The organism is Paenibacillus glycinis, assembly GCF_009909185.1.
Classification (GTDB): Bacteria; Bacillota; Bacilli; order Paenibacillales; family Paenibacillaceae; genus Paenibacillus_Z; species Paenibacillus_Z glycinis.
In genome coordinates this window covers 451,959-464,956 of record NZ_JAAAMV010000003.1, presented here as the reverse complement: position 1 = coordinate 464,956, position 12,998 = coordinate 451,959, and the positions used below count along the sequence as shown (strand labels likewise).

12 protein-coding genes are annotated in these 12,998 nt (G+C 56.3%); 8 read left to right on the top strand and 4 right to left on the bottom strand.

Annotated features, from left to right (window positions below; all coding sequences use genetic code 11):
- Nucleotides 1-18: 18 nt before the first annotated feature.
- From GT019_RS08635 to melA, 4 genes are all read left to right on the top strand, one after another.
- Nucleotides 19-1,587, top strand: a complete 1,569-nt coding sequence (locus GT019_RS08635) for a HEAT repeat domain-containing protein (protein ID WP_161742706.1) — start codon at nucleotides 19-21, stop codon at nucleotides 1,585-1,587.
- A gap of 269 nt (nucleotides 1,588-1,856) precedes the next feature.
- Nucleotides 1,857-3,038: a SulP family inorganic anion transporter gene (locus GT019_RS08630; RefSeq protein ID WP_235947265.1), complete on the top strand. Its 1,182-nt coding sequence runs from the start codon at nucleotides 1,857-1,859 to the stop codon at nucleotides 3,036-3,038.
- A gap of 9 nt (nucleotides 3,039-3,047) precedes the next feature.
- Entirely contained in the window at nucleotides 3,048-3,953 is a 906-nt protein-coding gene (locus GT019_RS08625; protein WP_161742705.1) for an AraC family transcriptional regulator, read from the top strand.
- A 117-nt stretch (nucleotides 3,954-4,070) separates the two neighbouring features.
- Entirely contained in the window at nucleotides 4,071-5,579 is a 1,509-nt protein-coding gene (melA, locus tag GT019_RS08620; protein ID WP_161742704.1) for an alpha-glucosidase/alpha-galactosidase, read from the top strand.
- Nucleotides 5,580-5,668: 89 nt separating this feature from the next.
- Here the strand turns inward: melA and GT019_RS08615 are convergent, their stop codons facing one another.
- The 4 genes from GT019_RS08615 to GT019_RS08600 all read right to left on the bottom strand — a co-directional run bounded on the left by GT019_RS08615 (nucleotide 5,669) and on the right by GT019_RS08600 (nucleotide 8,701).
- Complete coding sequence (locus GT019_RS08615) at nucleotides 5,669-6,445, bottom strand: pirin family protein (RefSeq protein ID WP_161742703.1); 777 nt, start codon at nucleotides 6,443-6,445, stop codon at nucleotides 5,669-5,671.
- A 125-nt stretch (nucleotides 6,446-6,570) separates the two neighbouring features.
- A complete protein-coding gene (locus GT019_RS08610) occupies nucleotides 6,571-6,954 on the bottom strand; it encodes a DoxX family protein (RefSeq protein WP_161742810.1) in 384 nt (127 codons plus the stop codon).
- Between the two features lie 73 nt (nucleotides 6,955-7,027).
- A complete protein-coding gene (locus GT019_RS08605; RefSeq protein WP_235947262.1) occupies nucleotides 7,028-7,498 on the bottom strand; it encodes a MarR family winged helix-turn-helix transcriptional regulator in 471 nt (156 codons plus the stop codon).
- Nucleotides 7,499-7,969: 471 nt separating this feature from the next.
- A complete protein-coding gene (locus GT019_RS08600; protein WP_161742702.1) occupies nucleotides 7,970-8,701 on the bottom strand; it encodes a hypothetical protein in 732 nt (243 codons plus the stop codon).
- Between the two features lie 349 nt (nucleotides 8,702-9,050).
- Between GT019_RS08600 and coxB the strand changes: the two genes are divergently transcribed.
- From coxB to GT019_RS08580, 4 genes are all read left to right on the top strand, one after another.
- Nucleotides 9,051-10,091: a cytochrome c oxidase subunit II gene (gene coxB / locus GT019_RS08595; RefSeq protein WP_161742701.1), complete on the top strand. Its 1,041-nt coding sequence runs from the start codon at nucleotides 9,051-9,053 to the stop codon at nucleotides 10,089-10,091.
- Between the two features lie 68 nt (nucleotides 10,092-10,159).
- A complete protein-coding gene (gene ctaD, locus GT019_RS08590; protein WP_201755311.1) occupies nucleotides 10,160-12,013 on the top strand; it encodes a cytochrome c oxidase subunit I in 1,854 nt (617 codons plus the stop codon).
- Complete coding sequence (locus GT019_RS08585) at nucleotides 12,010-12,630, top strand: cytochrome c oxidase subunit 3 (RefSeq protein WP_161742699.1); 621 nt, start codon at nucleotides 12,010-12,012, stop codon at nucleotides 12,628-12,630. The genes ctaD and GT019_RS08585 overlap by 4 nt, the downstream gene beginning before the upstream one ends.
- A 3-nt stretch (nucleotides 12,631-12,633) precedes the next feature.
- The gene (locus GT019_RS08580; RefSeq protein WP_161742698.1) at nucleotides 12,634-12,951 is read left to right on the top strand and encodes a cytochrome C oxidase subunit IV family protein; all 318 of its coding nucleotides are present in this window, start codon (nucleotides 12,634-12,636) and stop codon (nucleotides 12,949-12,951) included.
- Nucleotides 12,952-12,998: the final 47 nt, after the last annotated feature.

Below are 12,998 nucleotides of genomic sequence, written 5' to 3'. Positions count from 1 at the left end.
CCGAAGGGGTTGTATACCATGAACAACGAACTCAATCTGCTCTCCGATCAGCAGATGGCCGACTTTATCGTCAACGGCTACCTGGTTTTGCAAAATGACCTGCCGAAGGAGCTTCATCGCGGCGTCATGCGCCAAATCGACTATGCGCTGCAAAACGAGGGCAATCCCGGCAACAATATACTGCCGCGCGTGCCGGACATCGGGAAGTTCTTCGACACGCCGGTCGTAAAGGGCGCGCTGACCAGCGTTCTTGGACCTGACTATTATATGCACCCGCACCGGCATATGCATTATAATCAGCCGGGCAATCAAGCGCCGGGCGGCGGACAATGGCACAAGGACGGGTATTGGTCGGCGATGCGCAGCCACCGTCCGTGGTGGGTGATGATGTTCTATTACACGCAGGACATTACGGAGGACATGGGACCGACCGCCGTCATGCCGGGCTCGCAGTACAGCGAGAAGCTCCCGGGACGGGAGACGGTGCTGCCGACGGGCAAGGCGGGCACGATCGCCCTGGTCCATTTCGACCTCTGGCATAAAGCGTCGCTCAACACCTCCGGTCTCGACCGCTACATGCTCAAATTCCAATTCGTCCGCTTGCGGGAGCCGGTTTTGCCGAGCTGGAACCATGCGGACGGCGAGCCGGATTTTCCGGTCGACGCGCCGGACGGACATCGGGTCTTGTGGCAGGATACGTGGAATTGGCTCAGAGGGGATCGCGACGGGAAACCGGCCGAAGCGGGCGAAGCCTTCGAGCTTGGCGAGCCGGATGAGCTGAATGCGGCGCTGTCCGCGGCGGATGCGGTCGTTCGCGCCCGCGCGGCCGACCGGCTTGGGTGGATAGGCAAAGCCGGGGCGGGCAGCGCCGCCAAGCTTGCCGGGCTCGTATCGGACGCGGCCGAGGATGTCGGATTGAACGCGGCCTATGCGCTCGGCCGCATCGGCGCTTCCGGGACGGAAGCGCTGCTCGGGCTGATGAAGCGGGGCTCGAAGCAGGCGGCGCAGCGCGCGGCCTACGGGATTCAAGCAGCCGGCGCGGCTGCCGTGCCCGGTCTTGTCGAAGCGCTCCGGCAGGCGGAGGAGAACGGCAGGGGACTCGCGGCATTCGCGCTCGGCATGAACGGGGCCGGGGCTTCGCCGGCCGTGCCGGCGCTCATCGAAGCGCTCGGAGACGAGAGCGAATGGGTCCGCCGCAATGCGGCCGAGGCGCTTGGCATGATCGGCGAACGCGCGGACGAGACGATTCCGGCCTTGGTTCGCTTGCTGCGGGAGTCGGTCGAGCGGGAGTCCGAAGCCGGCGCAAGCGACGGCAATTCGAACCTGTACGTCGCGAATCAGGCGTATATCGCGAACAAGCTGGGTTACACGGCGGCGCTCTCGCTGCTTCGCATCGGCAAGCTCGGCGATCCCGAACTGGTCGTCTCCGGATTGCGGGCCGGTCTGGCGAGCAAGGACCGCTATACGCGCGCCTATTCGTTCGAAGCCCTTACGGCGCTTCGCACGGAAGAAGCGATCGGCGTCCTGATCCAGCACTACCGAACAGCCCGCTGGTGCCCGGATACGCATCCGGCGAGCACGTTCTAAACGAGCGAGCTTGGACTTTTGTTTATCTTCTATATATAGAAGCAACTTGCCATACCAGCGGTTAAAAGCGCACTCTATCAATACGTTAGCTTATTCATCCGGTCCAGGATAGCCGAGCGCATATCGTCGCCTTACACGCCATAATGCTGTGTCTTTCTGCCAAAAATGAACGTTGACCTGCTCCATCGAGGGGGTTATGCTAACCGTTAGAGCAAGCTTCATGTCTTCATGGAAGGCACGCGGACAAACTTACGGTTAGAGGTGAAGGTTTGAACGGTTCTTGGCGTAATCAATGGACGACGGACGTGAAATTGAACGTATTGGCGGGCATTACGGCAACGCTCGCTTTAATCCCGGATTCGCTGGCATTCTCGTTTATGGCGGGCGTTCCGCCGACGGTCGGCATCTACGCTTCGATTTGCATCTTGCTGGTCATTACGTTTCTGGGCGGCCGCCCGGGGATGATCTCCGCCGCCGCGGGGTCCATGGCGGTGTTGATGCTGACCCTCGTGAAGGAGCACGGCATCGCGTACTTGTTCGCGGCCACGGTGCTGACGGGTATCATTCAATATTTGATGGGCGCCTTCAAGCTCGGCAAGCTGGTGAACTACGTGCCGAAGCCGGTGCTGACGGGATTCGTCAACGCGCTGGCGATTCTGATCTTCCTGTCCCAGCTGCGCTATTTCGAGCATGCCTCGTGGACGATGTACGCGCTCGGCGCGGCGGCGCTCGCGATTATCTATATCCTGCCGCGGTTCTTCAAAGCCGTGCCATCGCCGCTGGCGGCCGTCGTGCTGCTGACGTTCGTCGTCTGGGCGTTCGGCATGCACGGCGTCAGCCGCATCGGCGATATCGCGGCGATCGACGTGTCGCTGCCTTCGTTCCTGCTGCCGGACGTTCCGTTTTCGTGGGAAACGCTGCTTATTATTTTGCCGTATTCGCTGTCGCTTGCGGTCGTGGGCTTCACCGAAACGATGCTGACGCAAAATCTGCTGGACGGGACGACCGGCGAGCAGACGGACAAAAACCGCGAAATGCGCGGGCAAGGCATCGCGAATTTCATCGCGGGCTTCTTCGGCGGCATGGCCGGCTGCGCGCTCGTGGCGGAATCGGTGCTCAACGTGAAGATGGGCGGGCGCAACCGGTTGTCGACGCTCGTGGCGGCGTTGTTCCTGCTGCTGCTCGTCGTCGTGCTGGGCGATCTGCTGTCGCTCGTTCCGATGGCTGCGCTCGTCGGCATCATGCTGATGGTATGCGCCGCGATATTCGATTGGAAATCAATCTTTAAGATGCGGGAAGTGCCCGTGAGCGAGACCGTCGTCATGGTCATTACGGTCGCGGCGGTCGTCGCGACGCACGATCTCGCGATCGGCGTTATCGCCGGAGTGATCGTGAGCGGCATTTTCGTGCTGCTGCAGCGCAGAGCGCGGGGCAGGGCCATGGAAGGGTAGGGGACGTCCATGCAAGCAGGAGGCATCTACGACGCGAAATGGCGGGGGAGCGGGGATTACCGGCCGAAAATCGTCGCGTACTATTACAAGCAATGGGATGATTTTCATATGGGCTTCCATACGCATGATTGGACGGAATTCATGTACGTCATGTCCGGCACTTGCACGGTCGAGACGCATGACGGCGCCGTGGCGCTGCGCAAGGGCGATCTGATCATGCTGGATGCCGGTATCCCCCATAAGCTGATCGTCGAGAAGGCAAGCCCGTGCCGGATGCTGAACGTCGAGTTCACGTTCAAGCCTTGCGGCGGCATTTACCCGTCCGCCAAGCAGCTGTCGGACAACGACGCGGAATTCGCGGCTTTTCTCGAGCGCGGGTTAGGGACCGTCGTGCTGCGGGATTCGGCGGACGTGCAGCATATCCTGAAGAGCCTCGTGCTCGAGCTGGATATCGGCCGATCGGGCGCATCCAGGGAAAACATGACGAATCTGCTCATTTCCCAACTGCTCGTCCGGGTCGCGCGATTGGCGGCCGAAGACGCGAAGGACGGGGCGGAGCGCCAGATTCACCGCTATGTGCAAATCGCGGCCGAATACCTTCATCAGCACTACGACTGCGATATTCAAGCCAGAGACGTTGCGGCGGCGGTCAATCTGCATCCGGTCTACCTGCAGCGCATCTTCAAGGCGAACATGAGCGTCTCCATCACCGAGTACTTGACGGAGCTGCGCATGGAGAAGGCCAAGATGCTGCTCGCCCGGACCGATGTGCCGATCATCGAGGTCGCGGATTATATCGGTCTGAACAGCCGCCAATATTTCAGCATGCTGTTCAAGAAAATGACCGGGATGTCGCCTGCCGCCTACCGGAAATCCAAGGCGTCCATTCAGTCGTTCTCCAGTGCGCAAGTTTAAATAGTTGACATTCCGCGATTAAACCGGTTGCAAATGTGGAAACGCCTTCTTTATTCGCCTGCTACAATGGGGGTAGTGAGATTCATGAACCCAAATGGCGAATAGGAGGCTTTTTTTATGTCCTTTAAGGTAGCTTTTGTCGGTGCGGGCAGCATCGGATTTACGCGCGGCTTGATGCGGGACCTGCTGGCGGTGCCGGAGTTCAAGAACATTCAAGTTGCATTTACAGACATTAACGAACATAATCTCGATATGGTCACGCAGCTGGTCCAGCGGGACGTCAACGAGAACGGCCTCTCGATCGAGATTCAATCGACGACCGACCGTCGCGCGGCGCTGAAGGATGCGCGCTACGTTTTCTGCGTCGTGCGGATCGGCGGGCTGGAAGCCTTCCAGCATGACGTGGACATCCCGCTCAAATACGGCGTCGACCAATGCGTCGGCGACACGCTCTGCGCGGGAGGCATCATGTACGGTCAGCGCGGCATCGCGGCGATGCTCGAGATTTGCAAAGACATCCGCGAAGTCGCCGAGCCGAATGCGCTGCTGCTCAATTACGCGAATCCGATGGCAATGCTGACTTGGGCCTGCAACAAGTACGGCGGCGTGCGCACGATCGGCCTTTGCCACGGCGTGCAAGGCGGCCATCATCAAATCGCGCGCGCGCTCGGGCTGTCGAAGAAGGACGTCGACATCATCTGCGCGGGCATCAACCATCAGACCTGGTACATCTCCGTCAAGACGAACGGCGTCGACAGAACGGGCGATCTGCTGGACGCGTTCGAGAGCGTTCCGGACTTCGTGCAGACGGAGAAGGTCCGCATCGACATGATGCGAAGGTTTGGCTACTATTCCACGGAATCGAACGGCCACCTGAGCGAATACGTGCCGTGGTACCGCAAACGCGCCGAAGAGATCAAGGACTGGATCGATTTGGGTTCTTGGATCAACGGCGAGACCGGGGGCTACCTGCGCGTCTGCACCGAAGGCCGCAATTGGTTCGAGACCGATTTCCCGAATTGGATGAAAGCCGAGCCGGTGAAGTATGTCGCCGAGAACCGCGGCGAAGAGCACGGCTCTTATATTATCGAGGGCTTGGAGACGGGACGCGTCTATCGCGGACACTTCAATGTCGTGAACAACGGGGTCATCACGAACCTGCCGGACGACGCGATTATCGAAGCGCCCGGTTACGTGGACCGCAACGGCATCAACATGCCGGTAGTGGGCGACCTGCCGCTCGGCTGCGCCGCCGTGTGCAACGTCAGCATCTCGGTGCAGCGCCTGGCCGTCGAAGCCGCCGTTCATGGCGACGATAAACTGCTGCGCCAAGCGATGATGATGGATCCGCTGGTCGGCGCGGTGTGCAATCCGAAGGAAATTTGGCAGATGGTCGACGAGATGCTGGTCGCGCAGGCGCAATGGCTGCCCCAATACGGCGCATCGATCGAAGCGGCGAAGGAACGTCTGGCCGCGGGCAGCCTGGTGCCGACCCGCAACGATTATCGCGGCGCTGCCCGTCTCAAGACGAAGACGATCGAAGAACTGATGGAGGACCGCGAAGCGGCGACCCGCAACGCGAACGAGTCGGATAAAGCGAAGGAACGTCCGGCTGCGGCCCATTAGTCAACGCGAAAGCTCCGCATGTTCGGTTGATCGTCAACCGAACATGCGGAGCTTTTTTTGGCAGCGAGATTCGCGACGATCGTTAGCGATTATCGTTTCGGGTGCAGCTCATAACCCACCGACGTCGGTACGTCGATCAGGATGAGCCGGAGCGGCGCGTCTTCCGCCGCGGTAATGACGGCCTCGTCGGTTCTGTCGGCTCGCACGAGAACGAAGTCCTTGTGTTTGAAGGCCGTTTGGTTGTCGGGCTGGTCGGCGTAGGACCATATGCCGCCGCCGCGAATGGCTAGCGCGGTCAGCGAGCGGCCATCCGCTACGGGATGCCGGTAGACCGCGCCGGGGGCGACCTCGACGTCCCACATCCGTGCATCGGCGACGATGCTGATCGGCGAGCCGTAGCCCATGATGGTTTTCTGCGAATAGCCATTGCCCTTCAGGATCGGGAACTCCTCGTGTTCGTACTGGTTATAGGTTGGCGCCGTTTTGAGCGCTTCCTGCATGAACGGCTCGAACCAGATTTGGAAGCCTTCCATGTCCGGCCCCACGAAGCGTTCCTCGTGGCTCACGCCGGAGCCCGTCTGCATCAACTGCACGCCGCCCGCGCCGATGGAGCTTTTCGTGCCAAGCGTATCGCCGTGCTCGGCTTTCCCCGATACGACGTATGTCATGATTTCGAAGGCATGATGGGGATGAAGCGGAATATAACCGTCCTTCGCGGCATGCGCCCATGCCCAGTAAAACAAGGTGCTGACCCGTTTCACGACGGATCCTTCGCCGGAGAAGCCGATCGGTTTTTGTTCCGTGATTTTCCCGCCGTCAAAGGCGCCTTTGCCTTGTAAAGTCGGACCGTATACGAGTGTTTGCATCATGAATCCCTCCCTATACGTGCTTTGTTGCCAATCGTCCATTGGCCCAATCGCCAAGGCGATGCTCTCGAAGCGGGCGAATGCTGCATTCCCTGTCTTGCGACAGTGAACGCAAACCAATCGCCTTAACCTACTGCATAGTCGCCCGGTCCCGCCAGCGCCAGTCCGACCGTGATTGCGATGAGGATGATATTGTACTCCACGCCGTTTTGCCGGACCCAATAGCCGTGGCGCCAGTGAACGGCGGCGATGGCACCGAGCATGGTAAGCACGACAAGGACCGCCGCGACCACAAGCCAAAGGCCAAGCGCGAAGAGCAAGCCGCCGGCCAATTCAGCCGTTCCGGCCAGCAGCGCGACGAGGATGCCGGGCTTCAGCCCGATGGAACTCATCCACCCGCCGGTGCTCTTCAAGCCGTATCCGCCAAACCAGCCGAACAGCTTCTGGGTTCCGTGCCCCGCTAACGTCAATCCGACGGCTAACCGAATGATTAATAGACCAAGCGCGATGCCGATTGAAATCTCCTCCGATGGAACGTCCCGTTATGTGTGCTGCCTTCTTATCGCCGTCTGCGTTCCGCCGCTAAGTAAAACTGTTTTGCGCAGCGATCCCCAACTTTTTCAGCAATTCGATCGCCTGCGCCTGCTCTTCGGGCGTAAGGCCGTGAACGGCCTTCGCGATCGCCTCGGTATGGGGCGGAAATGCCGCTTCGATGAAGCTTTTGCCTTCCTCCGTGATCTCGGCGAACGTAACTCTGCGGTCGGACGGGCAAGCCTTGCGTTTGGCCAATCCTTTGTCCGCGAGCTTATCGATGACGTAGGTGATGTTCCCGCTCGTCATCAAGATCTTCTCGCCGATTTGCTGCAGCGGCTGTTCGCCTTTATGATACAATAGTTCCAGAACGGCGAATTCCGTAGGATTGAGTCCGCGCTTGCGGATATCCTGATGTACGTGCGCGGTCACCCATTGGTGCGCGCGGGAAAGGGTGATAAACAGCCGAAGTTCGTTGTCCGACTGGGAGATCGTCATTTCCGTCACCTCGATGAATGTCATTTTCTCAATATTCATTATCTTTATTTAAAGATAAATTATTACCGCGATAATGTCAAGTGAATAACTATAGAGCAGGCAAAGTTCGGTCGCAGGATGGCACACGCATCGGGCCAAAACTACTCCAAGCCCATTGATTGAAACCTTGCCAAAATCGTTTATTATACGGTAGAACCGAATGAACGCGGGACAAGCCAGGATTAAGGCGCGATCTTGAGCGTATATTAATGAAGAAACGAGTTCGATCCGACTCCTGCAGAACGGTTCGTCGATCACGAAGTCGATGAGATAAGCCATATATAAAGCCGGAGTATCAATATGTACGCGCGAGGAATGGACGAGCGACTGGTGGAGCGCATGCTGGAAGTCCAAGGAAATTTATTTTTTCTCTTCATTATATATAGATCATGCGCAGAATCGCGACGAAAGGCCGGAGCGCCTTTTCGGACACCCCAGCCTTAAAGCCGCGCTTCGTTATTTTCGCGTTGCGGCACGCCCCTGTTGAACGTCGAGCGGAGCCGGCACCTCGTTGCCTCCCGCGAATTGATGCTTCACGAGCGTATTGAAGGAAGCGAGCCAAGGCGTGAGCGAACGGCCGGCCCATGCTTCCTGGGCATACTGAATCAAATGGTTATTGAATTCCTTGTTCGCGGAAATGTGCACTTCCTGGACGGCCGGCGCCAATTTGCGGACATGAACCGCGATCGTCTGCTTTAATTCGCCCGACAGCTGATTGTGGTCGTTGACCGTAAAGTAGGAGTTGTACGGCGTTGCGATACGTTGATTATTCCAATAAGGACTGCCGGTATCGTTGTTGTAGACGCCTTCCGTCGAACCGGTATTATCCTGCTCGCGGGTGCCGCGGCCGCCGGATTTATGCGTTCCGGTCGCCGTCCAGTCCGTCGTGATACCGATGTAGGCGTTTTTGTCGGTCAGCATGACGATCGCGCCGGCAACGCCGTTAATATTCGAAACGTCGTTCGAGAGCAGGGAGCTGTACTCGAACCATGCGTTATCGTGTTGACCGGGCAACCCGCTCATGGTGCCGTACATGCGGCTGCCCAGCATTTTCGGGTCGCCTTTGTTTTTGCTGCCGTAATCGTAAGTGCTGTTTTGGACGTAACGCTGGTAGTTGCACCCGTTGATTACGAATAGGCTAAGCGTTATCGCGGTTACCAGAGTGAGGAAACGTGCATGCTTTGTCATAAGGTCGCTCCTTTCGTCAGCTTATCTTTAGAATGGGCGACGGGGGAGCAAATATGCATGAACATCCGATACATAAAGAACCATGGTTTTTGCACACAATGAAGGATAGACATGGAGCTTCACAGGTTATAAATGGCAAGCAAAAAAACGCCGAAAAGCGTTGATTTTACTGGTATGAGAACATTTTGTGAACATCCTTGGGAAGATTGACAAAAAGCACCTGCAACTTTATATTTATTAAAGTGATTAGATTGCGGAAGTTGTCTAAACATCTAGGAATTGCAAGCAGCAGAGCCGCTTTTTGCACTGTCTACGGCTGCTGTCAAAACGTAAAAAGTGGGGTTGATTGATGATGAATCGGTGGCACGTTCTAAAACGGCTATTGCCGCTTCTCGCCGGAATGGTGTTGCTGCTGTCAGCTTGCGGACGAGCTGACTTGTCGACGCTGAGACCGCAAGGACCGGTAGCCGAAGAACAGTTCGGACTAATGAAACTTACGATCACGATCATGGTTATCGTCATTCTGATCGTATTTGTAATCGCTGGCTACGTTATTATTCGCTTTCGCCGCCGGCCGGGCGACAAAACGATCCCGGTTCAAGTCGAAGGCAATCACAAGCTCGAAATTATTTGGACGGTCATTCCGATTGTACTTCTGATCATTATCGGTATTCCGACCGTAAACACCGTATTCGGTCTTGCCAAAGACCACACGAAAGATCCGAATGCGCTTCAGGTCAAAGTAACGGCTCACCAATACTGGTGGGAGTTCGAATATCCGAATCTGGGCGTCAAGACGGCGCAAGAGCTGTTGGTGCCTAACGACGTAATTATTTCCGTGGAAGCCAAAACCGCGGACGTGCTTCACTCCTTCTGGGTTCCGTCCCTCTTCGGTAAAATCGATACGAATCCGGGCGGAAACGTTAACACGATGTACTTCGAAGCGCCGAAAACCGGCGTTTACCTCGGTAAGTGCGCCGAGCTTTGCGGACCTTCCCATTCCTTGATGGATTTTAAAGTGAAAGTAGTGGACCGTGCTTCGTTCGACCGCTGGGTTGCGGCGATGAAAAATCCGGTAGCGCCTCCGCAAGATCAAGAAGTCGCGGATTTGCTGAATAAACAATGTCTGTCCTGCCATGCGATTGGCAGCAACGGCGCGGCATTCCCGAACCTGATGGGTATCGGCAGCCGTCAAACGGTTGCGGGCATCTTGGTGAACACGGATCAACCGAAGTATGAGAACGAAGGTTCGGTTGAACAAAACTTAGAGAAGTGGATCGCAGATCCGCAAGCCGTTAAACCGGGCACGCTGATGCCGAAGGTCGACCTGACCCAAGATCAAGTCAAAGCCATCGCGGAGTACTTGGCTGGACTGAAACTAGACTACTAAACAATCACGGAATGAAGGAGGTACCTACTTTGGCTCACGCACATAAGGTTAAGCGGTATAGCGGTCTTATGGACTGGCTAACGACCGTCGACCATAAAAAGATCGGCATTCTGTATCTGATCGCGGGCGGGTTTTTCTTCCTCGTAGGGGGATTGGAAGCGCTGCTGATCCGGATTCAATTATGGAAGCCGCTTAACGACTTCGTCGCGGCACATACTTATAACGAATTGCTAACGATGCACGGCACGACAATGATCTTCCTGGCAGCGATGCCGATCATCTTCGCCTTGATGAACGCGATCGTGCCGCTGCAAATCGGCGCGCGCGACGTTGCCTTTCCTTTCGTTAACGCGATCGGCTTCTGGACATTCTTCGCGGGCGGCGTCTTGCTCAATGTCAGCTGGTTCGCCGGCGGAGCGCCGGATGCGGGCTGGACGTCTTATGCGCCGCTCGCAACGAATACGTTCAGCGGCGGACACGGCGTCGACTACTATGTAATCGGTCTTCAGATCGCCGGTATCGGTACATTGGTCGGCGGCATCAACTTCTTGGCCACGATCATCAACATGCGCGCGCCGGGCATGAGCTTCATGCGCATGCCGATGTTTACTTGGACGGCGTTCATCACTTCCGCTTTGATCCTGTTCGCTTTCCCGGCACTGACCGTAGGTTTGGTGGCGATGATGTTCGACAGGCTCTTCGGAGGCAATTTCTTCGAACCGACCAACGGCGGTAACGCCGTGCTATGGGAGCATATCTTCTGGATTTTCGGACATCCTGAGGTATATATCCTTATCTTGCCGGCATTCGGCGTCATTTCCGAAGTTATCAGTACCTTCTCGCGAAAACGCCTGTTCGGTTACAGCTCGATGGTATTCGCAACCGTGCTGATCGGCTTCCTGGGCTTCATGGTATGGGCGCATCACATGTTCACGACGGGTCTTGGACCGGTAGCGAACGCATTGTTCTCCATCGCCACGATGCTGATCGCCGTACCTACGGGGATTAAGATTTTCAACTGGCTGTTCACGATGTGGGGCGGTTCCATCAAGTTCACGACGGCGAACCTGTTCGCCATCGGTTTCGTTCCGACCTTCGTCATGGGCGGCGTAACGGGCGTCATGCTCGCTGCCGCGCCTGCCGACTTCCAGTATCACGATTCGTACTTCGTCGTTGCCCACTTCCATTATGTAATCGTGGGCGGCTTGATTCTCGGCTTGTTCTCAGGTCTATACTACTGGTGGCCGAAAATGTTCGGCCGGGTGCTGCATGAAGGTCTTGGCAAGCTCTGCTTCTGGACATTCTTCATCGGCTTCCACCTGACGTTCTTCGTGCAGCATTTCCTCGGTTTGATGGGGATGCCTCGCCGCGTATGGACGTACCTGGACGGACAAGGCTTCAATAATCTCAATATGATCAGTACGGTCGGCGCGTTCTTGATGGGCGTCGGCACGATCGTTTTCCTGCTCAACGTCGTCATTACGTCATTCAAACCGCGTAATGCAACCAATGACCCATGGGAAGACGGACGTACGCTGGAATGGTCGATTCCTTCGCCGGCTCCGGAGTACAACTTCGCGCAAACGCCGCTTGTACGCGGATATGACGCATTTTGGAAAGAAAAAATGGAAGGCAAGAAGGAAATGCTGCCAGCCGAGCCGCTTGGTTCGATTCACATGCCTTCGCCTTCGATCCTGCCGCTGATCATGGCCGTTGGCCTCTTCATCTCGGGTCTCGGATTCATGTATGGAAAAGGCGACTACGGTGACGGCTTCAAAGCCTTCCTGTTCAACAACCACATCGTAGCCATCATCGGATTGGCAATTACGCTTGCCTGCATGTTCCTGCGTTCGGTGATCGACGATCACGGCTTCCATATTGAACCGGATGAAATTACGGGGGATAAGGGGGTAAAAGCATGAGCGCACACTCGCACGTAGACGGCAAGCTTCCGCACGAGCCGGAGAAAGCAACGCTCGAAGGCCGTAATAAGGTTCTTGGTTTCTGGTTGTTCCTCGGCGCCGAAACCGTATTGTTCGGCACGCTGTTCTCCGCATTCTTGGCACTGCGCCATCAAGTCGGAGACGGCAACCCGTCATCGCAAGAATTGTTCGAGCTCTCAACGACCGCTTGGGCGACGTTCATTCTCTTGACGTCTTCCTTGACCAGCGTATTCGCGATTCAAGCGATGCATACGAATAAAGTAAAGTCGATGATCATCTGGCTGGTCGTCACGGTATTGCTTGGACTTGGGTTCCTGGCGCTCGAAGTCGTCGAATTCGCAACCTACGTCGACGAAGGCCATAAGTTCTCGACAAGCGCGTTCAGTTCGTCCTTCTACACGTTGGTTGGATTCCACGGCGCGCACGTATTGTTCGGGGTTCTCTGGATCAGCATCCTGATTGCTCAGATCTTCAAAAAAGGTTTGACGGTCGTCACAGCTCCTAAGATATATGTGGCCGGTATTTACTGGCACTTTATCGACGTCGTGTGGGTATTCATCTTCACCGTCGTGTACTTGATGGGAAAGGTGGGCTAAAGAATGTCAGCTGAACATTCCGCAGTCGAAGAGCGTGAAAAGCACCATAAACACGAAGGTCCCAAAAAACATATCATTGCGTTCATCTTTTCCATCCTTCTGACAATCATCGCGTTTGCGATGGTTGCGGCAGGCGAAATCAACACTACGTTCATCTACATTTTCTTGGTTCTAATGGCAGCCATTCAGGTCTTCGTGCAAATGGGCTTCTGGATGCACATGAAAGATCGCGGACATGCGTTCCCGATCATAGGTATTTTGATGGGCGTGTTCGTCGTATTCACGATTGTCATCATGGCCGAATACTGGGCTTGGTGGTAATACGGTCCTAAATTGAAGAGAGGGAGGTCCTAGCTGGCCCCCTCTTT

Bases quoted from the DNA above. Each gene is read 5' to 3' on its own strand.
- GT019_RS08635 (WP_161742706.1), top strand. From the start codon at position 19: ATGAACAACGAACTCAATCTGCTCTCCGATCAGCAGATGGCCGACTTT.
- GT019_RS08625 (WP_161742705.1), top strand. From the start codon at position 3,048: ATGCAAGCAGGAGGCATCTACGACGCGAAATGGCGGGGGAGCGGGGAT.
- melA (WP_161742704.1), top strand. From the start codon at position 4,071: ATGTCCTTTAAGGTAGCTTTTGTCGGTGCGGGCAGCATCGGATTTACG.
- GT019_RS08615 (WP_161742703.1), bottom strand. From the start codon at position 6,445: ATGCAAACACTCGTATACGGTCCGACTTTACAAGGCAAAGGCGCCTTT.
- GT019_RS08605 (WP_235947262.1), bottom strand. From the start codon at position 7,498: ATGACATTCATCGAGGTGACGGAAATGACGATCTCCCAGTCGGACAAC.
- GT019_RS08600 (WP_161742702.1), bottom strand. From the start codon at position 8,701: ATGACAAAGCATGCACGTTTCCTCACTCTGGTAACCGCGATAACGCTT.
- coxB (WP_161742701.1), top strand. From the start codon at position 9,051: ATGATGAATCGGTGGCACGTTCTAAAACGGCTATTGCCGCTTCTCGCC.
- ctaD (WP_201755311.1), top strand. From the start codon at position 10,160: ATGGACTGGCTAACGACCGTCGACCATAAAAAGATCGGCATTCTGTAT.
- GT019_RS08585 (WP_161742699.1), top strand. From the start codon at position 12,010: ATGAGCGCACACTCGCACGTAGACGGCAAGCTTCCGCACGAGCCGGAG.
- GT019_RS08580 (WP_161742698.1), top strand. From the start codon at position 12,634: ATGTCAGCTGAACATTCCGCAGTCGAAGAGCGTGAAAAGCACCATAAA.